Origin of the sequence: Pseudodonghicola flavimaris, from assembly GCF_030164425.1 — a bacterium.
Classification (GTDB): domain Bacteria; phylum Pseudomonadota; class Alphaproteobacteria; order Rhodobacterales; family Rhodobacteraceae; genus Pseudodonghicola; species Pseudodonghicola flavimaris.
The window spans coordinates 23586-45882 of record NZ_JASNJD010000015.1; the positions used below are offsets into that span (position 1 = coordinate 23586).

The 22297-nt window shown below is 67.6% G+C and carries 20 protein-coding genes and 2 tRNA genes; 9 read left to right on the top strand and 13 right to left on the bottom strand.

What is annotated here, in order from left to right:
• Nucleotides 1-16 precede the first annotated feature (16 nt).
• The 5 genes from QO033_RS17450 to QO033_RS17470 all read right to left on the bottom strand — a co-directional run bounded on the left by QO033_RS17450 (nucleotide 17) and on the right by QO033_RS17470 (nucleotide 6680).
• Nucleotides 17-562 carry a sarcosine oxidase subunit gamma gene (locus QO033_RS17450; RefSeq protein WP_284482245.1) on the bottom strand — a complete coding sequence of 182 codons (546 nt, stop codon included), beginning with the start codon at nucleotides 560-562 and terminating at the stop codon, nucleotides 17-19.
• Nucleotides 555-3485, bottom strand: coding sequence for a sarcosine oxidase subunit alpha family protein (locus tag QO033_RS17455; protein WP_284482246.1), 2931 nt, complete (start codon nucleotides 3483-3485; stop codon nucleotides 555-557). The genes QO033_RS17450 and QO033_RS17455 overlap by 8 nt, the downstream gene beginning before the upstream one ends.
• Entirely contained in the window at nucleotides 3482-3745 is a 264-nt protein-coding gene (locus QO033_RS17460) for a sarcosine oxidase subunit delta (protein WP_284482247.1), read from the bottom strand. Before QO033_RS17460 ends, QO033_RS17455 begins: the two co-directional genes overlap by 4 nt.
• Before the next feature lie 51 nt (nucleotides 3746-3796).
• Nucleotides 3797-5050 (bottom strand): sarcosine oxidase subunit beta family protein, encoded by a 1254-nt coding sequence (locus QO033_RS17465; protein WP_284482248.1) that lies wholly within the window; start codon nucleotides 5048-5050, stop codon nucleotides 3797-3799.
• A gap of 202 nt (nucleotides 5051-5252) precedes the next feature.
• Nucleotides 5253-6680, bottom strand: a complete 1428-nt coding sequence (locus QO033_RS17470) for a Glu/Leu/Phe/Val family dehydrogenase (protein WP_284482249.1) — start codon at nucleotides 6678-6680, stop codon at nucleotides 5253-5255.
• A 335-nt stretch (nucleotides 6681-7015) separates the two neighbouring features.
• Here QO033_RS17470 and QO033_RS17475 point away from each other — a divergent pair, with 335 nt between their 5' ends.
• The 3 genes from QO033_RS17475 to QO033_RS17485 are packed head-to-tail and all read left to right on the top strand — an operon-like array spanning nucleotide 7016 to nucleotide 9872.
• Complete coding sequence (locus QO033_RS17475; protein ID WP_284482250.1) at nucleotides 7016-8788, top strand: TadE/TadG family type IV pilus assembly protein; 1773 nt, start codon at nucleotides 7016-7018, stop codon at nucleotides 8786-8788.
• Nucleotides 8785-9321: a TadE/TadG family type IV pilus assembly protein gene (locus QO033_RS17480; RefSeq protein ID WP_284482251.1), complete on the top strand. Its 537-nt coding sequence runs from the start codon at nucleotides 8785-8787 to the stop codon at nucleotides 9319-9321. Before QO033_RS17475 ends, QO033_RS17480 begins: the two co-directional genes overlap by 4 nt.
• 5 nt (nucleotides 9322-9326) lie before the next feature.
• Nucleotides 9327-9872 carry a TadE/TadG family type IV pilus assembly protein gene (locus tag QO033_RS17485; RefSeq protein WP_284482252.1) on the top strand — a complete coding sequence of 182 codons (546 nt, stop codon included), beginning with the start codon at nucleotides 9327-9329 and terminating at the stop codon, nucleotides 9870-9872.
• 36 nt (nucleotides 9873-9908) lie between these two features.
• Here QO033_RS17485 and QO033_RS17490 read toward each other — a convergent pair whose 3' ends face one another.
• Nucleotides 9909-10385, bottom strand: coding sequence for a hypothetical protein (locus QO033_RS17490; protein ID WP_284482253.1), 477 nt, complete (start codon nucleotides 10383-10385; stop codon nucleotides 9909-9911).
• A 192-nt stretch (nucleotides 10386-10577) separates the two neighbouring features.
• Here QO033_RS17490 and QO033_RS17495 point away from each other — a divergent pair, with 192 nt between their 5' ends.
• On the top strand, nucleotides 10578-11489 hold the full coding sequence (locus tag QO033_RS17495; protein WP_284482254.1) for a pirin family protein: 912 nt from the start codon (nucleotides 10578-10580) through the stop codon (nucleotides 11487-11489).
• Nucleotides 11490-11720: 231 nt separating this feature from the next.
• On the opposite strand, the gene QO033_RS17500 is transcribed toward QO033_RS17495, so the two are convergent.
• A complete protein-coding gene (locus QO033_RS17500) occupies nucleotides 11721-12317 on the bottom strand; it encodes a TetR/AcrR family transcriptional regulator (protein ID WP_284482255.1) in 597 nt (198 codons plus the stop codon).
• Nucleotides 12318-12463: 146 nt separating this feature from the next.
• Here QO033_RS17500 and QO033_RS17505 point away from each other — a divergent pair, with 146 nt between their 5' ends.
• From QO033_RS17505 to QO033_RS17525, 5 genes are all read left to right on the top strand, one after another.
• Nucleotides 12464-12769, top strand: a complete 306-nt coding sequence (locus tag QO033_RS17505) for a hypothetical protein (protein ID WP_284482256.1) — start codon at nucleotides 12464-12466, stop codon at nucleotides 12767-12769.
• A 104-nt stretch (nucleotides 12770-12873) separates the two neighbouring features.
• Entirely contained in the window at nucleotides 12874-14160 is a 1287-nt protein-coding gene (locus QO033_RS17510) for a homoserine dehydrogenase (RefSeq protein ID WP_284482257.1), read from the top strand.
• A 192-nt stretch (nucleotides 14161-14352) separates the two neighbouring features.
• The gene (gene recJ / locus QO033_RS17515; protein WP_284482258.1) at nucleotides 14353-16095 is read left to right on the top strand and encodes a single-stranded-DNA-specific exonuclease RecJ; all 1743 of its coding nucleotides are present in this window, start codon (nucleotides 14353-14355) and stop codon (nucleotides 16093-16095) included.
• An 80-nt stretch (nucleotides 16096-16175) separates the two neighbouring features.
• Nucleotides 16176-16250: transfer RNA gene (locus tag QO033_RS17520), tRNA-Glu, on the top strand.
• A 170-nt stretch (nucleotides 16251-16420) separates the two neighbouring features.
• Nucleotides 16421-16495: transfer RNA gene (locus tag QO033_RS17525), tRNA-Glu, on the top strand.
• A gap of 156 nt (nucleotides 16496-16651) precedes the next feature.
• Here the strand turns inward: QO033_RS17525 and QO033_RS17530 are convergent.
• From QO033_RS17530 to QO033_RS17555, 6 genes are all read right to left on the bottom strand, one after another.
• Nucleotides 16652-17734: a DUF1513 domain-containing protein gene (locus QO033_RS17530; RefSeq protein WP_284482259.1), complete on the bottom strand. Its 1083-nt coding sequence runs from the start codon at nucleotides 17732-17734 to the stop codon at nucleotides 16652-16654.
• 2 nt (nucleotides 17735-17736) lie between these two features.
• Nucleotides 17737-18756 (bottom strand): imelysin family protein, encoded by a 1020-nt coding sequence (locus QO033_RS17535; RefSeq protein ID WP_284482260.1) that lies wholly within the window; start codon nucleotides 18754-18756, stop codon nucleotides 17737-17739.
• Nucleotides 18756-20336, bottom strand: coding sequence for a di-heme oxidoreductase family protein (locus QO033_RS17540; protein ID WP_284482261.1), 1581 nt, complete (start codon nucleotides 20334-20336; stop codon nucleotides 18756-18758). Before QO033_RS17540 ends, QO033_RS17535 begins: the two co-directional genes overlap by 1 nt.
• Nucleotides 20272-20757 carry a bacterioferritin gene (gene bfr, locus QO033_RS17545; protein ID WP_284482262.1) on the bottom strand — a complete coding sequence of 162 codons (486 nt, stop codon included), beginning with the start codon at nucleotides 20755-20757 and terminating at the stop codon, nucleotides 20272-20274. The genes QO033_RS17540 and bfr overlap by 65 nt, the downstream gene beginning before the upstream one ends.
• Entirely contained in the window at nucleotides 20747-21013 is a 267-nt protein-coding gene (locus tag QO033_RS17550) for a (2Fe-2S)-binding protein (protein ID WP_284482324.1), read from the bottom strand. Before QO033_RS17550 ends, bfr begins: the two co-directional genes overlap by 11 nt.
• A gap of 192 nt (nucleotides 21014-21205) precedes the next feature.
• Nucleotides 21206-22231, bottom strand: coding sequence for a hypothetical protein (locus QO033_RS17555; protein WP_284482263.1), 1026 nt, complete (start codon nucleotides 22229-22231; stop codon nucleotides 21206-21208).
• Nucleotides 22232-22297: the final 66 nt, after the last annotated feature.

Genomic DNA, 22297 nt, shown 5'->3' on the forward strand with positions numbered 1-22297 from the left:
GTTGGGATGGCCCAGATTACCCCCGCGCGGCGGCCGCTTCCATCGCCGTTTTCAGATCATGCAGCAAAGTGCCGGCCATCGAGCGGTAGACCAGGATCAGAAAGCCGTGATCGTCCAGCCGGGTGAGCGAGGCCGGCATATGGCCGAGCTGGCTGCGCAGCGTCGCGCCCGGCGCAAAAACCGCGCGCCTGAGGTCGACCGGCACCAGCCGCGCCAACACCGCCTCGGCCGCCTCCCCCTGCAGCCGCACCGCCGCCCATGCATCGGACTGATCGGCCAGCGCCGCCATGTCCTCCAGCGCCGGATCGGCCACCGCCCCGGTCAGCAGCGCCTGATCGCGGCCGAACCAGATCAGCCGGACACCGGCCCCGGTCAGGCTGCGGTTGGGCTGCGGCCAGCCCAGCCCGTGGGCGGCCGCCAACGCCGCGGCCAGATCGGCCTGCCGCCCGCGGTAGGGCGCGATGGAGGTCATCGGCCCCAGCGTCTCCTCCGTCACCGTCGCGGCGCCGATGGTCAGGGGCAACCGCCCCGCGCAGGGGGATTTCGCAGTCAGTTCAGCCACGTGCGCGCCCTCCTTCTGGATCGAAGAACACCGGGGCCACCACCTCGCACAGGGTTTCCACCCCGCGCAGGTGATCGACCATTTTCACCACCTCGCCCAGCCGCTCCGGCCCGCGGCTCAGAAAGCCGAGCGCGATCTGATGCCCCAGCGTCGGCGAAAACGCGGTGGAGGACACCCAGCCCTGATCGTTCGCACGCAGCGGCTCGGCCTCTGCCGCGAAAAGATGCGCGCCGGCGGTGATCAGCTTCACCGCGCCCACCGGTTTCAGCCCGACCAGCCGCTGCCGGTCCGCGGCCAGCAGGCCGGGACGCTGCGCCAGGGTCTTGCCGATGAAATCCTTCTTCGACGACAGCATCCGCCCCAACCCCAGATCGAAGGCAGTGGTGCGCCCATCGATCTCGGCATGGGTGATCAGTCCCTTTTCGATGCGCAGCACGTTCAGCGCCTCCATCCCGTAGGGACCGCCGCCCAGCCCCTCGGCGCGGGCCACCAGTTCGCGAAACAACGCCTCGCCGTACCGCGCCGGCACCGCCAGCTCATAGGCATGTTCGCCCGAGAAGGAGATGCGGAAGAGCCGCCCCGCCACCCCCATGACCGAGACCTCGCCGCAGGCCATGAACGGCCAATCGCCATCGGCCAGCGGCGCATCGAGCAATCCGTTCAGCAGCGCCCGCGCCCACGGCCCGGCGACAGCGAACTGCGCCCATTGCTCGGTGACCGAGATCAGCCGCACATCCCAGTCCGGATGCAGCCCCTGGGTGACGAACTCCAAATGCCGCATCACGTCCCCGGCGGCGGCGGTGGTGGTGGTCATCAGGTATTGCTGGTCCGCCAGCCGGGCGGTGGTGCCGTCGTCCATCACATAGCCGTCTTCGCGCAGCATCAGCCCGTAGCGCACCCGCCCGACCTGCAGGGAACCGAAGCCGTTGGTATAGACGAAGTCCAGAAGCCGCGCCGCGTCCGGGCCCTGAATGTCGATCTTGCCCAGAGTGGAGACATCGCAGATGCCCACCGCCTCGCGCACCATCCGCACCTCGCGGTCGCAGGACTGCCGCCAGGTCTTCTCCCCCGGCGCCGGAAAGAAGGACGGCCGATACCATAGCCCCGCCTCGATCATCGGCGCGCCTCGGTCCAGGCTGGCGGCATGGCTGGTGGTCTGCCGCTCCGGCGCGAAGCCCTTGCCGCTGCCGCCCGCCCCCAGCGCCGCGATGGCCACCGGGCTATAGGGCGGGCGAAAGCCGGTCGCCCCGGTTTCGGGGATGCTGCGGCCGGTGACATCGGCCAGCACCGCCAGCGCGGCGACGTTCGAGCTCTTGCCCTGATCGGTGGCCATCCCCTGCGTGGTATAGCGCTTCATATGCTCGACCGAGCGGAAGTTCTCCGCCGCCGCCTGCTTGACGTCCTTCACCGTGACATCGTTCTGGAAATCCAGCCAGGCGCGACCGCGCCCCGCCACAGCCCAGAGCGGGGTGATCCGATAGGGATCGTCCTCTGCCTCCGGCACCACCACCGGCGGCGCGGTACGCCCCAGATCCTCCAGCGCCGCCCGCGCCGCCGCCGCCCCCTCGCGCAGGCAGCCGGCGGTTGAGAAGGTGCCGTTGCAGGCCCCGGCGGCACTGAGCCCCGGCACCGCCCCCGGCGCCGGCACGAAGGCGGCGATATCCTCGCGCCAGTGCGGGCGGGTGTTCATGTGGCAGGTCAGATGCAGGCTGGGGTTCCAGCCGCCGGAGACAGCCAGGCAATCGGTCTGCAGCCGGTCCTCGCCGGCGATGCTGCGGATGGTGATATTCTCCAGCCCGCGCCGGCCGGCGCTGCCGCAGACCTGGGCGCCGCGATAGACCGGGAACAGATCGGATTGCGGCGCATCGTGGCGGCTGTCGATCAGCCCGGCGACATGCACCCCGGCATCGACCAGGTCACGGGCGGTGCGATGGGCATCGTCATTGTTGCCGAAGACGGTGACGGCGCGCCCCGGGCTCACCCCCCAACGGTTGAGATAGCTGCGCACCGCGCCGGCGGTCATGATGCCGGGGCGGTCGTTGTCGCGAAAGGCGATCGGACGCTCCAGCGCGCCGGCGGCCAGGATGCTGCGCCGGGCGACAATACGCCAGAAGCATTCCAGCGGGCCGCCGCCCCGGTGTGGCAGATGATGACCGAGCCGCTCCAGCGCGCCAAAGGTGCCCTGATCGTAGGGCCCCACCACCGTGGTGCGCCGCATCAGCCGGACATTCGGCAGGCTTTCCAGCTCTGCCAGCACCTCGCCGGCCCAGGACACCCCGGCCTCCTCCCCCACCGCGCCGGTTTCCGACAACAGCCGCCCACCCATGCGGGCATCCTCATCGGCGAGGATCACATCGGCCCCGGCCCGGCCCGCGACCAGCGCCGCCATCAGCCCGGCGGGCCCCGCGCCGATCACCAGCAGATCGCAGAAGGCATAGGCGCGGTCATAGACATCGCCATCCGCCTGCCCCGACAGCGCCCCCAGCCCGGCCGCCCGCCGGATCGCCGGTTCATAGAGCTTTTCCCAGAACGCCGCGGGCCACATGAAGGTCTTGTAATAGAAGCCCGCGCCCAGGAACGGCGCGGCCAGATCGTTCAGGCCCAGCAGATCGACCGCCAGCGACGGCCAGCGGTTCTGGCTGACGGCGTCGAGGCCGGAGAAAATCTCCTGCACCGTCGCTCGCGTGTTGGGGATACGGTCCGCCCCGCGCCCGATCGTGACCAGGGCATTCGGCTCTTCGCTGCCCGCGCTGAGCACCCCGCGCGGGCGATGATACTTGAACGACCGGCCCATCAGCCGGACGCCATTGGCCAGCAGCGCCGAGGCCAGCGTGTCGCCCTCCAGCCCCTCGTAGCGCACCCCGTCGAACCGGAAGGCGACGGGTTTCGAGCGGTCCAGCAGCCCCTTGCCCGCGATCCTCATGATGCGACCTCCGCCGCCAGTTCGGTGGCCAGGATCTCATGGCTGGCGGTGTCCCGGGTGACCACCAGCCAGGCCCCGCAGCCCTGGGCGTGATACCACAGATCGCGGGTCACCCCCGCCGGGTTGTCGCGCAGAAAGACATACGCCTGCCAGGCATCCTCGCCGGCATCCGCGGCTGGCCGCTGCAGCGCAACCGCCGCCCCCCTGTAATAGAATTCGCGGCGATCGCGCGGGCCGCAGAGCGGACAGGAGATCCTCATCGCGGCGCCCTCCGGCTCGTGGTGGAAACGCGGCGGTCCAGGGACCGCGCCTCAGTGCAGGTTGTGCTGCGCACCGGTCGCCTCCTCGTCCATGATCCCCTCGCCGCTGCGGAACCGATCCAGCCGGAAGCCCGCCGCGGCCGCGTGCGGCCGGTCGGTGGCGAGCAGATGCGCGAAGCAATGGCCCGAGGCCGGCACCGCCTTGAAGCCGCCGTAGCACCAGCCGCAGTTCAGATAGAGCCCCTCGATCCCGGTCCGGTCGATCACCGGCGAGCCGTCGGGCGACATGTCCATGATACCGCCCCAGCTGCGCAGCACCCGCGCCTTGCCGATCATCGGCATCAAGGCCATGCCGGCCTCCATCACATGTTCGACCAGCGGCAGGTTGCCGCGCTGCGCGTAGGAGGCATAGCCGTCGAGATCGCCACCAAAGACCAGCCCCCCCTTGTCCGACTGGCTGATATAGAAATGCCCCATGCCGAAGGTCACCACCTGATCGATCACCGGTTTCAGCCCCTCGGTCACGAAGGCCTGCAGCACATGGCTTTCGATCGGCAGCCGCAGCCCCGCCATCGCCGCCACCTGGCTGGAGCGGCCGGCGACGACGATGCCGACCTTGCCGGCGCGGATCGCACCGCGGCTGGTCTGCACCCCGGTGACCCGGCCGGCGTCGATATCGATGCCGGTAACCTCGCAGTTCTGGATCAGATCGACGCCGCGGCTGTCGGCGCCGCGGGCATAGCCCCAGGCCACCGCGTCATGGCGCGCAGTCCCCCCGCGCGGGTGATAGAGGCCGCCCAGCACCGGAAACCGCGCGGTGTCGAAATCGAGATAGGGCAGCTTGCGGCGCAGCGCGGCGCGATCCAGCAGGATGGCATCGTCGCCCTGGTTGACCATCGCATTGCCACGCCGCACGAAGGCATCGCGCTGGCCATCGGAGTGATAGAGATTGATCACCCCGCGCTGCGAGAACATCACGTTGTAGTTCAGCTCCTGCTCCAGCCCCTCCCAGAGCTTGAGCGAATGCGAGTAGAATTCGGAATTCCCCGGCAACCCGTAATTGGCCCGCACGATGGTGGTGTTGCGGCCGACATTGCCACCACCGATCCAGCCCTTTTCCAGCACCGCCACATTGCGCAGCCCGTGTTCGCGCGCCAGGTAATAGGCGGTCGACAGGCCATGGCCGCCACCGCCGATGATGACGATGTCATAGGCCTCCTTCGGCTCGGGGTCGCGCCACTGCGGCGTCCAGCCGCTGTTGCCGGTGAGCCCCTCCTTCAGGATCCGCCATCCGGAAAATCGCATTCTGACCTCCTGCCCGCGGCGCGCCTCGCCCGCCTGCCGCCGAGACTAGCATCGCGCCGCCGTCAAACCAGCCCCGGATTTCCCGCCGGCCCGATGCCGCCGCCGAGACCCGCACGGCAGCAGCGGCGTGCAAATGCGCAAAACGGCGCCGGACCCGCGGAGGTCCGGCGCCGTTCCAGGGTCTTTCAGGCGCTTTGCGCAGTCAGAGCCCCTTGGCGCGGTAGCTGCGGGCCACCTTGTCGATGCTCACCAGATAGGCAGAGGTCCTGAGATCCTTCACATCCTCGCGCTCGTGCCAGAGGACGCGCATGGTCTGATAGGCCTCGCGCATGGCGTCATCGAGACCGGAGCGCACCAGTTCCAGCTCATCGGCGCCGCGCAGATACTTCTGCTTGAAGTCGGGCGTCGGCGACCAGGTCTTGCCCAGGGCCGCGCTGAGCGATTCCAGCTGATCGACGACCAGCTGGTGGCGCGCCTCCTCCTGCCGGCGCTGCATGCGGCCGAAGCGGATATGGCTGAGGTTCTTGACCCATTCGAAGTAGGACACCGTCACCCCGCCGGCATTGGCGTACATGTCGGGGATGATGACCGTGCCCTTTTGCTGCAGGATCTCATCGGCACCGGCGGTCACCGGGCCATTGGCGGCCTCGATGATCAGCGGCGCCTTGATCCGGTGCGCGTTGGTCAGGTTGATCACCCCCTCCAGCGCCGCCGGGATCAGGATATCGCACTCCTCCTCCAGCACCGCCGCGCCCTCGGCGGTATGGGTGGCGTCGGGATAGCCCGTCACCCCGCCATGACGCGCGATCCAGTTGTGCACCGCATCCACGTCCAGCCCCTCGGGATCGAACAGCGCACCGTCGCGTTCGATGATGCCGGTGATCGTGGCGCCATCCTCTTCCGACAGGAACTTGGCGGCGTGATAGCCGACGTTGCCCAGCCCCTGCACGATCACCCGCTTGCCGTCGAGCTTGCCCGACAGCTGCGCCTTGGCCACGTCCTCGGGGTGGCGGAAGAACTCGCGCAGCGCATATTGCACGCCGCGCCCGGTCGCCTCGACCCGGCCATAGATGCCACCGGCGTTCAGTGGCTTGCCGGTGACGCAGGCCAAGGCGTTGATGTCGGTGGTGTTCATCCGGGCATACTGGTCGGCGATCCAGGCCATTTCCCGTTCGCCCGTGCCCATATCGGGCGCCGGCACGTTCTGGCTGGGGTTGATCAGATCGCGTTTGGCCAGCTCATAGGCGAAGCGGCGGGTGATCCGCTCCAGCTCATGCTCCTCATACTGGCGGGGATCGATGCAGAGCCCCCCCTTGGAGCCACCGAACGGCGCATCGATCAGCGCGCATTTGTAGGTCATCAGCGCCGCCAGCGCCTCGACCTCGTCCTGATTGACGCTGAGCGCGAAGCGGATGCCGCCCTTGACCGGCTCCATATGTTCGGAATGCACCGCCCGATATCCGGTAAAGGTCTGGATCTGACCGCGCAGCCGCACCCCGAAACGCACCGTGTAGGTGGCATTGCACACGCGAATTTTCTCTTCCAGCCCGGGCGGCAGATCCATCAGGGCGGCGGCCCTGTTGAACATCAGATCGACGCTTTCCCGGAAACTCGGCTCCTGCCGGACCATTGCTTTCTTCTCCTTCAGTCCTGCCCGGCGGGACGGTCGCTGCGACTCGCCCCCGCCGGCGCAATGGCTCCCAACTTGACCCAGTCCCGGCGACTTTGGGAGGGGGATTCGAGCAAATATTTCCCATCTGGTTGAACCCGGCCGCCGGGACTCCCGCAAAAGCCTGTATGCCAAGGGGATGACCCGGAAATTCCCCGGCTTTCGCCGCATTTGGGCCATGATTGCCGCGCATCTGAAAGTCCAGCCCGAGATCCGTCCGACGCCGCCGACGGCCGCCCGACCCCGATCCAGAGGCCAGATACCGAAGCCCGTTTCAGAAGAATGGGAAGACCCCGATGCCCGCACCGCGTCAGACACCGCTCGATCAGCCCAGAACAGCCCCCGCGACCGGGCGGCCCCGCATCCGGCTGGCGCCAGCGCTGCGCCGCTTCGCCCGCGAGGAAGACGGCAATCTGATCGTCTTCGGCATCTACGTGTTTCTGATCATCCTGATGTTCGCCGGCATCGGCGTCGACCTGATGCACTACGAACGCAACCGCACCAGCCTGCAGAACACGCTGGATCGCGCGGTTCTGGCCGCCGCCGACCTCGACCAGACGCTCGACCCCGAAACCGTGGTGCGCGATTACCTCGACAAGGCCGGGGTGGGCGATTACCTCACCAGCGTCACCGTCGACGAGGGGCTGAGCTATCGCGTCGTCTCCGCCACCGCGAAAAGCTCCATGGCCACGCAGTTCATGAAGCTGACCGGGGTCAAATCGCTGTCCACCCCGGCCGCCAGCACCGCCGAGGAACGCATCGACGGGGTCGAGATCTCGCTCGTGCTCGATGTATCCGGCTCCATGGCCAGCAACAACAAGCTGACCAACCTGAAACTGGCGGCACGGGAGTTCGTCGACGAGATGGAGGACAACACCGAGGACGGCAATCTGTCGATCTCGATCGTGCCCTATGCGACGCAGGTCTCCGCCCCGGCCAACTTCCTGTCCAAATTCAATGTCTCGGCGGAGCACAACTATTCCAACTGCGTCAACTTCCAGGGCGCCGATTTCGCCACCACCACGCTCGCCCCCGATCTGGCAATGCAGCGGACCATGCATTTCGACCCCTGGAACAGAAACTACGACGGGCGCGCCTACAGCCCCGAGCGGCTGGTCAGAACCCCGGTCTGTTCGAATGCGGCACATCGCGAAATGGTCGTGCTGGAAAAGAACCGCGACACGCTGAAGACCTTCATCTCCAATCTCTCGGCGCAGGGGAACACCTCGATCGACGTCGGCATGAAATGGGGGACCGCCCTGCTCGACCCCAGCATCAACCCGGTGGTCATCCAGATGATCGACGATGGCGAGGTCTCCCTCCAGTTCAGCGACCGGCCGACCACCTATGCCAGCGGCGATACCATCAAGGTCATCGTGCTGATGACCGACGGCCAGAACACCGCGCAATACTACCTGCCCGACGAGTATCACTCCGGCGATGCCGGCGTGTTCTGGAATCCCGAGGAAAAGGTCTATTCCGTCCTGTACGGCCCCGATGTCTATGACCGCGACAGCGACGACGACACCAGTGAGGATATCTACTACTGGGTGGGCAAGAATGTCTGGGCCGACCACCCCTACGGGGCCGGCACTTACGAGAAAACCTCCACGGAAACCACCTGCTCGCGTTATTGGTACGGGACCAGCTGGTGCATCGAATACTCCACAACCACGACCACAACCACGGTCGAGGAGGAGGGAACCCCGGTCGCGCTGAGCAAGGCGGATCTCTTTGCCAAGACCACTGCCGACGCCATCGCCGACGATATCTTCGCCCCGGTCTTCGGCAGCGCCAAGGCGCGCAACGACTGGTACAATGACGATACCCGCTACACCTATGTCGACGCCTATACCAAAAACGCGCGGACCTCAGCGATCTGCTCCGCCGCCAAGGCCAAGGGGATCATCGTCTTCACCATCGGTTTCGAAGCGCCCTCTAGCGGCCTCGCCGTCCTGAAGGACTGCGCCAGTTCGGACAGCCATTTCTTCGACGTCGAGGGGCTGGAGATCGCCGATGCGTTTTCCTCCATCGCCTCGTCGATCCGCAAGCTGAGGCTGACCCAATGATCGCCTCCCTGCGCGACCGCCTGCACCGGCTGTGGCGGGCCGAGGACGGCAATGCGACCATCGAATTCGCCATCGTCTTCCCGGCGATCATCACCATCATGCTCTCGGGGCTGGAACTGGGATTCATTACCCTGGAACACGCGATGCTGGAGCGGGCCATGGATCTGACCGCACGCGACATCCGGCTGGGCACCGGCACGGCACCGCAGCATGACGATATCAAGAACATGATCTGCGGCTATGCCGGCTTCATCCCGAATTGCGACACCAACCTGCGTCTGGAGATGATCCAGGTCGACCCCCGCGCCTGGACCGATATCGACCCCACCCCGGACTGCACCGACAAATCCGAGGAAGTCTCGCCGGTGCGCAACTTCGTCAACGGCCAGTCGAACGAGCTGATGGTGCTGCGCGCCTGCGCCAAATTCGATCCGGTCTTCCCCACCACTGGCCTGGGCAAGGAACTGGTGAAGGACGAGTTCGGACAATATTCGCTGACGGCGCTGACCGTCTTCGTGCAGGAACCGAGGTAACCGCGATGCGTGCCGCTCTCACCGCTCTGCTCCGCCGCTTCGCCCGTGACACCCGTGGCAGCATTTCTGTCGAATTCGTGCTGGTGATGCCGGCGCTGTTCTGGGCCTTCATGGCCAGCTACGTGTTTTTCGACGGATACCGCCAGAGCGTCCTGAACCTGAAGGCGGCCTATTCCATCGGCGACATGGTCTCGCGCGAGACCGAGGCGGTGAACGACACCTATATCGACAGCATGGCGAAGGTCCTGAGCATGATGACCCGCAGCGCCACCAAGCTGCGCATCAGCGTGGTACGCTGGGACGCCGACGACAACCGCTATTACGTCGACTGGTCGGAAACCCGCGGCTTCGACGCGCCGCGCACCGATGCCGACATGCTGGAGATCGCCGACAAGCTGCCGCTGATGCCGCATAACGAGCGGGTGATCCTGGTCGAGACCGAAGCCACCTACGAGCCGCCCTTCGCGGTCGGCATCGGCACCAAACATCTGGACAATTTCGTCTTCACCAGCCTGCGGTTCGGCCCCCAGCTCGCCTGGTCCGACAGCTGACCGCACAAGGTCCCGGCCTTGTCCGCCCGGGGCGGCTCAGCCCTCGCCGCGTTCCAGCAGCATCGCCTCGATGATCTGGGCCATCGCCTTGGTCTGCGGCGCCGAGGTCACGCCGCCGACACCGACCCGCCGCCCCAGCCGCCACCACAGCCCGGGACGCCAGTGCCGCGCGGCACCGCTGCGGGTGCGGATGACGAAGCCGTTCGAGGGCTTGAAGGCGAAGGTGCCGCGCTCCAGCCCGGCGATATCGGCGATCTCGACGATCCGCAGGCCGGCATCGTCGCGCAGCGCGGTCGCGGTCAGCTCCAGCCGCTGCGCCGTCGCCCGCCGCATCCGATCCGCCATCCACAGCGACAGGCCGCCGACCGCGATCAGGAACAGCTGCCAGCCCGGCGCCGGCGGGGTCGCCAGCGCGACATAGATCAGAACCGCCCCGAAGCAGACCAGCACCGCGATCCCGAAGGCCCGGCGCAGCGGCGATACCTCGATCACCGCAAGAATTTCCTCGTCCATCGGTCCCTCCGCCGCCGTTGTCAGCCGCTGCCGATGTATCCGATTCCGACGCCACGCAACAGGGGGGCCGGCGACGGGTGCCCGGCCGACGCCATTGCGCGGTGGCGCACAGTCAGCGTGATCTCTGCCGGATTGCGCAAATGCCGCCAGGCCCTATCTTCAGGGCCAAGCCTTCAGACAGGAGACCCTCCGATGTCGATCAGACCCGTTCTCGAATCCCGCCGCGCCATCCCCGCCACCGAAGGCGCCGGCGTGAAAATCCACCGCGTCTTCGGCTTTCAGGACCCGACCGAGCTCGATCCCTTCCTGATGATGGACGATTTCCGCAACGAACGACCCGAGGATTACATCCGCGGCTTTCCCTGGCACCCGCATCGCGGCATCGAAACCATCACCTATGTGCTCTCCGGCACCGTCGAACACGGCGACTCTCTGGGCAACACCGGCACGCTCGGCGCCGGCGATGTGCAGTGGATGACCGCCGGTTCGGGCATCCTGCATCAGGAGATGCCGAAGGGGAACGCGAAGGGGCAGATGCACGGCTTTCAGCTGTGGGGCAACCTGCCCTCGGCCCAGAAGATGACCGCGCCGCGCTATCAGGACGTGCAGGGCCAGGAGATCCCCGAGATCGTCGACGACGACGGCACCCGGGTAAAGGTCATCGTCGGCGAATTCTGGGGCAAGCGCGGCCCGGTGGACGGCATCGCCGCCGATCCGCAATACCTCGATATCTTCGTGCCTGCCGGCGTGAAGAAGACCTTCCGGATCGACACCTACCGCCGCGCCTTCGCCTATGTCTTCGACGGTTCCGCGGCCTTCGCCGATGCCTCGCAGCCGACCGGGGTGCTGCTGGAGAAGGAAGTCGCCGGACAGGAGGTCAACATCCGCGACCTCTCCGGCAACCGCACGCTGATCCGCTTCGGCACCGGTGACGAGGTGACGGTGCAGGCCGGCCCAGAAGGGGTGCGGTTCCTGCTGATCTCCGGCGCCCCCATCGCCGAGCCGGTGGCCTGGCACGGCCCCATCGTGATGAACACGCAGGAAGAGCTGATGCAGGCGATGCGCGATCTCCGCAACGGCACCTTCATCAAGGCGCAGCACTGACGCCCCGCCAGCCCGTAACGCCCACCGGAGCCCCATTCGGGGCTCCGATGCTTTTCCCCTGAGTGCCGTGGCCCGGAGCATGTCCGGGCGCCTCCCGGGGCTCCGCCCGGTCGCGGCAGAAAACAGTCCACCGGACTGTTTGTCCCTGCGCCGCTCACCCCCGTTCTTTTTCTGGCTCTAAATATCCCGGTGGAGTCTCCGCGGGAGACGGGGGCAGCGCCCCTCCCCCGGTCACGCCGGTGCGACGCCGACGGCCTTGCGCACCATGTCCCAATAGATCGTCTCGACCTCTTCCAGCGACAACCGCCCACCGCTGCGATACCAGGTGTTCACCCCGGTCAGCATGGCGATCACGGCGAGCGTGGCGATCTTCGGATCGGGCACGTCGAACACCCCCGCCTCCACCCCGGCGCGCAGGATCTCTTCCAGCGCGTCCTCGTAATCGCCGCGCAGCCCCTCGATCACCGCGAAATTCTCCGGGCTGAGGTTGCGCAACTCCATATAGGCGATGAACACCTCCTCCGGCCGGGTCAGGTGAAACCGGATGTGGAAGCGGGTGAAATCCTCCAGCCGCGCCATCGGACTGCCGCTGCCGGCCCGCGCCCGCCAGGTCGCCAGCAGCTCTTCCATATGATCGCGCATCAGCCCGAACAGCAGGCTCTGCTTGTCGGGAGTATAATTATAGAGCGCGCCGGCCTGCACCCCCACCTGCGCCGCGATCTGGCGCATGGAAACGGCGGCATAGCCCTGCCGCGCGAAAAGGCTGAGCGCCGCGCGCTGGATGCGCGGGCCGGTGATGTCGGAATGTGAGCCTGCAGTGCGTGCCATGCGCCGAGTCTATATGAACGTACGTTCAGAAAAAACCCGGCGCGCCACCGGATCTCCCAAGGAGATCCTCTGACCGCCGCCAAAGCGCCACAGCTTGCGCTGCCCGGGCGGAGCGGGCACAAAGGGCCGAACACCGGACCAGACCCATGACCCAGCCGCACCTGCCTGTCCCTTCCTTCACTGCCCTGCGCCAGACGCGACTGCGCCTGATGGGGCCGCTCGGCCTGCTTCTGCTCACCGCGACGGCCTGCACCCCGGTCCCGGAGCTGGAGGACCGGATCACCGGCGATCTGCGCGCCACCCCCTATCCGGCGCTGGTGCCGCTGGATCAGGCGCTGGCGCAGCAGGCGCCGGCACCGCAGGCGGCCGAGGATCTGGAAACCCAGATGCGCGCCCGCCAGGCCCGGCTGGATGCCCGCGCCGCGCGTTTGCGCAACCGCCCCGTCGATTGACCCGCATCTGCCCTGCGGCACGCGGCTGCCGCGTTGCACCCTTTTTGCGAAGCGGTTAAGGCACGGGTCAGCGTTTCACTACGACAGCACGAAGGATACCACCGATGACGAACGCTCTGCGCCTTGGGATTGCCGGTCTCGGCACGGTCGGTGTGGGCGTCGTCCGCATCCTGCGCAAACAGGCTGCCCTGCTCGAGGCTCGCACTGGCCGCAGGATCGAAATCGTCGCCGTCAGCGCCCGGGACGCCGCCAAGGACCGCGGCGTTCCCCTTTCCGCCTATGCTTGGGAGACCGATCCGGTGGCCCTGGCCAAACGCGACGACATCGATGTCTTCGTCGAGCTGATGGGCGGCGCCGAGGGCGCGGCCAAGGACGCGGTCGAAGCGGCACTGCGCAGCGGCAAGGACGTGGTCACCGCCAACAAGGCGATGCTGGCCCATCACGGTCAGGCGCTGGCGGAACTGGCCGAGGCAGCCGGCCTGTCGATCCGCTATGAGGCCGCCGTCGCCGGCGGCATCCCGGTGATCAAGGCGCTGGCCGAAGGGCTGGCCGGCAATGAGATCACCCGCGTCATGGGGGTGATGAACGGCACCTGCAACTATATCCTCACCCGGATGGAAGCGACCGGACAGGGCTATAACGCGCTGTTCCAGGAGGCCAGCGATCTGGGCTATCTCGAGGCCGATCCGAACCTCGACGTCGGCGGCATCGATGCCGGGCACAAGCTGGCGATCCTCGCCTCGCTGGCCTTCGGCACCCAGGTGAATTTCGACGGTGTCGAGCTGGAGGGCATTCAGCGGATCACCCTTGAGGATATCCGCCAGGCCGCCGACATGGGCTATCGCATCAAGCTTCTGGGCGTGGCGCAGCGCAGCCCGCGCGGGCTGGTGCAGCGGATGCAGCCCTGCCTGGTGCCGGCGCATTCGCCGCTGGGCCAGCTGGAAGGCGGCACCAATATGGTGGTGATCGAGGGCGACGCGATCGAACAACTGGTGCTGCGCGGTCCCGGCGCCGGAGAGGGCCCCACCGCCAGCGCGGTGCTGGGCGATATCTGCGATCTGGCGCGCGGCTGCCGGTTGCCGGTCTTCGGCCAGCCCGCCGCCACGCTGGAGGCCGCCACGCCGGCCCAGACCGGGCTGCCGGCGCCCTATTACCTGCGCATGGCGCTGCTGGACAAACCCGGCGCGCTGGCCAAGATCGCCAAGATCCTCGGCGATGCCGGAGTCTCCATCGACCGGATGCGGCAATACGGCCATACCGATGGCGCCGCGCCGGTGCTGTTCGTGACCCACAAGACCACGCGGGCTGCACTGGATGTGGCGCTGGAGGAGATGCAGGCCACCGATGTGGTGGCGCTGCAGCCCGTGGCGCTGCGAATCGAACACGTCTGAGGCATCGGCGTCAGGCCCGGGCCTTGCAGCCAGCTGTGCAAAGGGCGCCGGCGGGAGCCTCCGGCGGGGATATTGGGGGCCAGAAAAGACGGTGAGGGGTGCCCGGGAAACAGCCCGGTCGCGGGGTTCGATCCCGACCCGGGAGACGCGCGGAGGGCCCCGTGCGGCGCAGGCAGGACAAAGGGTGAGAGAATGGCATTTCTGGGGGTGGAACGGTCGTTGACAGGACGGTGCTGGGTCGGCCCCGATGTGGAGACCGACCGCGCCGCCGAGGCGATGGCACAGAGCATCGACCTGCCGCGGCCGGTGGCCCAGGTGCTGGCCCGGCGCGGAGTGCCGCAGGAAGAGGCCCGGGGGTTCCTGCAGCCGCAGCTGAAGGATCTGCTGCCCGACCCGCGGCGCCTGCGCGACATGGAGGCCGCCGCCGCCCGCTTCGTCGCCGCCGTGCGGGGGCGCCAGCGGATCGCGGTCTTTGCCGATTACGATGTCGACGGCGGCAGCTCCGCCGCGCTGCTCCTGGTCTGGCTCCGACAGATGGGACTGGCCGCGACGCTCTATATTCCCGACCGCATCGACGAGGGCTATGGCCCCAACGAACCGGCGATGCGCGATCTGGCGGCGCGCCACGATCTGATCGTCTGTGTCGACTGCGGCACCCTCAGCCACGAGCCGATTGCCGCGGCCAAGGGCGCCGATGTCATCGTGCTGGATCACCACCTGGGTGGCGAGACGCTGCCGCCGGCGCTGGCGGTGGTCAACCCCAACCGCCAGGACGAGGATGGCGAGCTGGGCTATCTCTGTGCCGCCGGCGTGGTGTTCCTGATGCTGGTGGAGGTGCGGCGGCAGCTGCGCGCCGCCGGTCAGGCGCCGGGCCCCGATCTGATGGCCATGCTGGATCTGGTGGCGCTGGCGACAGTGGCCGATGTGGCGCCGCTGATCGGCGCCAACCGGGCGCTGGTGCGTCAGGGCCTGCGGGTGATGGCGCAGCGCCAACGGCCCGGGTTGGTGGCGCTGGCCGATGTGGCGCGGATGGATGCGGCCCCGAACAGCTATCATCTGGGCTTTCTGCTGGGGCCGCGGGTCAATGCCGGCGGCCGCATCGGCAAGGCCGACCTGGGCGCGCGGCTGCTGGCCACCGATGACCCGGTCGAGGCGCAGGCGCTGGCCGACCGGCTGGATCAGCTGAACACCGAGCGGCGCGAGATCGAAGAGGCGGTGCGCGCCGCCGCGATGGCCCAGGCCGAAGAGCGCGGGCTGGATGCCCCGCTGGTCTGGGCCGCCGGCGACGGCTGGCACCCGGGTGTTGTCGGCATCGTCGCCTCGCGCCTGAAGGAGGCCGCCAACCGGCCGGCGGTGGTGATCGGGCTGGACGGCGATGAGGGCAAGGGATCGGGACGATCGGTCTCCGGCATCGACCTGGGCGCCGCGATCCAGCGGCTGGCGACCGACGGGCTGCTGATCAAGGGCGGCGGCCACAAGATGGCGGCCGGTCTGACGGTGGCGCGCGACCAGCTGGAACCGGCGATGGCACGGCTGTCGGACCTGCTGGCGCGACAGGGCGCCGGGGCGATGGGACCGGCGGATCTGAAACTCGACGGACTGCTGATGCCCGGCGCCGCCACCGTGCCGCTGATTGAGGAGCTGGAGCGCGCCGGACCCTATGGCGCCGGTGCCCCCGCCCCCCGCTTCGCCCTGCCCGACGTGCAGATTCGCTATGCCAAGCGGGTCGGCGCCAGCCACCTGAAACTGTCGCTGTCGGACGGGATGGAGGGCCGGCTGGACGCCATCGCCTTCGGCGCCTTCGACAGCGATCTGGGGCCACGGCTGGAGACGCATGGCGGCGCCCGGTTTCACCTGGCCGGCCGGCTGGAGATCAACACCTGGGGCGGTCGCCAGAACGTGCAGCTGCGGCTGGAGGATGCCGCCGAGGCCTGAGCGAAAAATCTTTCCGCGGACCACCGATTTTGTCTTGCGGGGGCCGGCGCGATTGCCTAAAGAACCGCTCACCACAACGTGGCCCGTTCGTCTATCGGTTAGGACGCCAGGTTTTCAACCTGGAAAGAGGGGTTCGATTCCCCTACGGGCTGCCATTTTTTCCCGACATCCTGCATCAGGTCTGCCCCGCCCCGGGCCGGTTTCATTGTGGCTCTTTGCCGCCTGTCCACCCTCCGATCTTCCATGTCGGGAAGATGACAATTTTCTCTCCACCCCCTCTTGCGCCCGCTGCCGGAGTTGCATAGAGAAGCGCTCACCACAGCGTGGCCCGTTCGTCTATCGGTTAGGACGCCAGGTTTTCAACCTGGAAAGAGGGGTTCGATTCCCCTACGGGCTGCCACTTTTCCCGGGCAAAGCAGCAGACAGAGATCGTGACTCACGGTGCGTTTTGCCGTGCGCCGCGCGCCGGGGCGCCCCACCGGTCAAGCCCCTGCCATGCAAGAAAAAACCGGCCCCGCCGGGGCGGAGGCCGGTTGATCGAAAACCCGGTCTAGGATCAGGTGTGCAGCGGCACCAGGTGATTGTCCCAGCGCACATCGGCGGTGCCCAGGGGATGCCTGCCGTCCGCCTCCAGCATGGCGACCTGGCCGGTGCCGGCCGAGGCGAGAAAGCCCGCGGGCGCGGCGCCCAGACCGCAGACATCCTCCATCTCCAGCACCTGCGCCAGCGCGCCGCTGGCGACGTCGAACACCTGCACCCGCGCACCGCGCGGCGAGGAGACCGCCAGATGCCGGCCGTCGCCGGAAAAGGAGACGCTGCCGCCATAGCCGTTCATCTGGCCGGCGACCTCGGGATCGGCGCCGAACAGCCGCGGCGCGGCACCGCGCTGATGCACCCCGAGGATCGGCGGCAAGGTCCCCTGCCCGCCCTGCCACTGCATGGCGAAGCCCACCAGCCCGTCAGCGCGCAGATCCAGATGCCGGATCGAGTTCATATGCAGCGCCGGTGCCAGTTCCACCGTCTCCAGCACCGAGCCGTTCTGACGCAGATAGGTCAGGTTCGGCTGCATCACCGGAATGTTCAGCTTGGTGCGGCCGCTGTCGGGGTGGGTCTCGATACCGCCATTGGCGACCACCAGCGTTTCACCGTCCGGCATCAGCCGCACATCATGCGGCCCCACCCCCTGGCTGTCGAATTCGCCGGTCCGGACATAGCCCGCGCGCACGTCCCAGACGCCGATCACCCCTCGGGCGTTGTCATAGTCGTTCTCCGCCGTGAAGAGCAGAGCCCCATCGCGCGAGAACACCCCATGGCCGTAGAAATGCCGCCCCTCGGGCGAGCTGAGCTCGGCCACGGTATCGCCGCTGAGGCAATCGAGCACGAAGGCGAAGGTGCCGGGCCGGCGGGCGAATCCCACCGCCTCGGCCCGCTGCGGATGCGCCGCGGCGGCGTGGCCGCGCCCGGGGATCTTCTGGCGGAAGCGGATGCCGCCCTCAGGCCCCACGCCCAGCAGATAATAGGCCCCGTCGGCGCCCTGCGCAGCAGAGAGATAGGCCGGAGCCCCGACATCGGCCCAGGTCGCCGCCGGGGCCACGCCGGTGGCCAGCAGCCCGGCCAGAAATCCACGCCGTGAGGTCATGATCAGTCTCCATCCAGTGAATTGAAGCCCGCCGCCACGCCCAGCGTCGGCCCCATGAATTGATTGGCGTCGGCACGCACCGCACGGATCGCCTGCTGCAGCGATTCGATCCGGATCCGGCCCTGCGGCGTCGCCACCCCGGCCAGGGCGGGATCGTCGCTCAACTTGTCGGCGCGGCTGAGCGCATAATCGAAATCCTTGTCCATCCGCGTGCTCAGCCCGGCATCGTCGGCAGACAGCAGATCGGAGAGCTGCCGCAGGGCCGTCAGCGACAGCACCACATGGCGCAGCGACCGGCCCGAGCGGCGCACTTCGGCGCGGGTCGGGCGCGGCTTGTCGATCTGCCCCATCGGCCGCCCCAGCCGCATGTCGGCATCGACCTCCAGATCGGTGACCAGCGCCTTGAAGAACTCCTGCAGCACTTCCTCCTCGCTCTGATAGGGCCCCTCGGCGCTGGGATGGCGCATCTTGTCGGCATAGCTCTGGCGCCAGTCCGCCTCCAGCGCGGCGGCGTTGCGGGCGATATCGACGGCGATGGCCCGCACCAGCCGGCAGCTGTAATCGGCGGTCTCGTCGCTGGTGAAGGCCGGATCGTAGAGCAGATATTCCAGCGCATAGAAGCCACGGCCGGCGACCGAGACAGTGGCGAAGCTCTCCGGGGTGTCGACCGCCGGATCCGCCGCCGCGATCATCGCGCGCAGGGTCTTCGGCGTCATGCTGCGGGTGTCGGGCCAGAACGCCAGGGCGAAGCCGCGGGTATCGGTCTCGGCCGGGCCGAACCGCAGGTGGCTGACGCTGATCCAGGCATCGAAGGCTGCGCCATAGGCGGCGCGCAGATCCTCGCTCTTCGGCGCGCAATCGACCTGCGCGGTGGCATCCAGATCGGCGGTCCGTTCCGCCAGCAGCCGCATGCCGGGCAACACATGCTGATCGAGGATCGCCTCGGCCTTCTCTCCGGCCCGGGCCCCCGGACCCGCCAGGGCGGCGAACAGGGTGACGGCGGCAGTTATGAGGTATCGCATCAGAGACTCTCCAGAAATCGGACCAGGGCGGATCGGTCGGCGGGCGACAGCGCGATCACCCGGTCGCGGTGAGGCTGGGCCTCACCGCCATGCCAGAGGATCGCCTCGAGCAGGCTGCGGGCCCGCCCATCGTGCAGGAAACCGGCGCGGGGCTCGACCGTTCTGGTCAGCCCTATACCCCAGAGCGGCGCGGTCCGCCACTCGGCCCCGGTGGCACGGCCCTCGACCAGATCGTCGGCCAGCCCCGGCCCCATGTCATGCAGTAGCATGTCGGAATAGGGCCAGATCAGCTGAAAGCTCTGCTCCGGCCGATCCTCCAGCCGGTGGGTGACAAACTTCGGCACGTGGCAGGCCGGGCAGCCGGTATCGTAGAACACCTGCTTGCCCCGCAGGACCTCGGGGGTGCCGCTGTCGCGCCGGGCCGGCACCGCCAGATTGCGGCTGTAGTAGACCAGCTTGCCGAAGGCCTCTGCATCGATCTCCTGGCCGCGCGCGTCACCGTCGCCATGAGGAGCGCCTCGGCACTCGGGCTGGGCGGCGGTGCAATCGCCCCAGGCGGCGGGAAACAGCGGGGTGGAGATGCCGATGTCGTCGGAAAACGCGTGGGCGCTCTGCTCCGCCACGGTGGGCTGGCCGGCCTTGAGACCGAAACGGCCCAGCATCGGGCGCCGGTAGACCTCGGACCAGACGATATTGGCGCGCCCCGAAATCCCGTCGCCATCGGCATCCTCCGGATCGGCATGGGCCAGGATGTCGGTGGCCGGGATCGCCTCCAGCAGCCCCAGCCCGATCATCGCCGGCGCCACCCGCGGGCTCCAGGCGGTGTCGGGGGCGAGCGGCCCGGCGCTCAGCTCCTCCAGCCTGTAGCGCGGGGCGTGCAGCGTCGCGCTCTCACCACCGGCGAGGGGAATCTCGATCCGGTCATAGGAGAGACCCAGCCGGTATTCCGGCGCCAGCCCCACCACGGCGCGGTTCTGCAGCTGGCGGCCATAGGTCGGATCGGGCGCGGTGGGCTGAAACCCCGGAACCGCCGCCAGTGCCGGGTCGCCAGCCACGCCCACCGGGCGGGCCAGGTGCAGCACCAGCGACAGCGCCGCCTCCCCCGCCGCCGGCGGGTGGCCACGGCCATCGCGCGGATGGCAGCTGAGACAGGCCCGGGCGTTGTAAAGCGGCCCCAGCCCGTCGGAAGCCAACGTCGAGGACGGCGAGGACACCCAGAGCTTTTCGAACATCCCATGGCCGAGCCGGAAGTCCAGAAGCGACTCGAACGCCATATTGGCGGAGGGCTGGGCAAAGGCATCCTTGTCGGCTTTCAGCACCGTGGCGGCGCCGGCGGGACGATCCTCGAAGGCTTCCGCCGCCGCGAAGCCGGTCGCCGGGGCCGTCACGGCGCGCACGCGCGCGGCCTCTGCCGCTTGGCGCGGCACCGAGGTCAGGTGCGGCTCTGTCAGGGGGGGCAGCGGATCGGCCTGCCCGGCGCCCGCCACGAGGACAAGCGCCAGGACAGCGATTGGATTACTCGCCCGCGTCCATTTTCGCGGCGTTGAGTTGCGCGTATTTTTCTGCGCCAAGACGGTCATGCAAGTCCAGCTGTGTTTCGAGGAAGTCGATATGACCCTCTTCGTCGGCCAGCAAATCGTCAAACAGCTTCATCGAGACAAAATCGCCCACCTGCTGGCAATAGGCACGCGCCTCGGCGTAAAGCGCACGGGCATCCACTTCGGCCGCCAGATCGCATTCCAGCGTCTCTTTCGGCGTCTGGCCGATTCGCAGCGGGTCGAGCTTCTGCAGGTTCGGGTGCCCTTCCAGAAAGATGATCCGCTCGATCAGCTTGTCGGCATGCTGCATCTCTTCGATGCTTTCCTCACGGCTCTTGGCGGCCATGGCGGCCAGGCCCCAATCTTCCTGCAGGCGGAAGTGCAGCCAGTACTGGCTGACCGCCGTCAATTCGTGCCGCAGGGATTTGTTGAGGTATTCGATGACCTTGGCATCACCCTTCATGTCGCTTCTCCCGAGCCTTCGCTTCTTCCTGATGAATGCCGACCAGCTTGCGCGGGAGCACCGGGATTTGCAAATTCGAATTTTTCCGCATGGTTTCCAGGAACAGCGGCAGGCAACCGCCGCAATCGGCGGATTTACCCAGGGCGCGATAGACCTTGCGGGGGGTGATCAGGGTTTCGGGATCGGCGGCGCGCATCCAGTCGATGGCGGAATGAATATCGTGATCGCTGATCGACATGCAGTGGCAAACAATCATGCGGCCCCCTTCTGGCTGCGGCGTGACGGTCCCTGAACGCGGCGCGGTCACCGCTTTCCCAAGTGTATTAGTCAGCTTTTGACGCTCAGGCGAGTCTTTTTTCCGATCTTTTTGGTCAGATAAAGGTGAGGCCGCGTGATCGCGCGGCCTCTCAGCTTGCCCCCGGCCTGCCCGGCAGCACTGCCGGATGCCTCAGGCGCCGTTGCCGAAGGGAATCACCACGTTCACGCCAAACAGCGTGTCGTCCACCCCGGCATCGTCGACGGCGGCCAGCGCGCCGCCCATGGTGATGCCGTTGGCGAATTCGTAATCCGCACCGAGAGAGAAGATGTTGGTGCGGCCAGTGCTGTCGACATCCCGGGTGGCGAAGTTGCCCGACAGGCTCCAGTCGCCCAGAGCATAGGCGGCGCTCAGCGTGGCATAGGTCGCGTCATCCGCGGTGCCGCCATAGCCGTCGAAGGCCGCCAGCTCGGCGAAGACGTCGATGCCACCGGCGAAGGAATGGCCGATCCCGGCCAGAATGCCCTTTTCATCCTGCACATCGCCGGTGCCGGCACTCAGATACCGCAGGCCGATCTGCACGAAGGTATCGTCCCAATCCTTCGACCATTGCACCGAGGCGTTGTTCAGTTTGCCGGTGTTGCCGGCACCGCCGAACGCGGTGTCGTTGCGGCCCCGGTTGAAGCCGGCGGATTCGCTCAGCACGGTGTCGTCGGCATAGAACAGGCCGAAGGACAGCACCCCCGCCTCGCCCAGATCGACATCGGCGAAGGCCCCGACCATCTCGGTCAGCTCGTAATCGTCGGCAAGGTAGGAGCCATAGAACCCGGCCGCCGTGTCCCAGGCGGAGCCGAAGACCGGATGCACCTTACCCAGCCGCAGGACGGTGTTGCCCAGGTCGAACTGCAGCCCCAGTTCGTGCAGATAGAGCCCCATGTCGTCGAAGCTGCGGTCGGCGGTGGCATCGGTGACCGATTCCCAGGTCAGCCCGCCGAAGACCGAAACCCGGTCTGTCAGGGCGAAGGCCGCGTTGACCTCGCCGATGGCATAGGTGTCACGGATTTCATTGCCGGGGGCGTCGGAATCGATCACCTGATCATTGCCGATCTCCAGCGACCCTTCCCAGGTGAACCGTCCCGCGTCCTGCGCCTGGGCCTGGGCCGCGCACAGCGCAACCGGCGCGCTCAACAGCAGCGCCGCAGTCAGATGTTTGCTCATCTCTTATGGTCTTTCTTTTCGAGAGGAAGCGACCTGGCTGGCGGCGGGCTTGCTGGTCTTCATAAA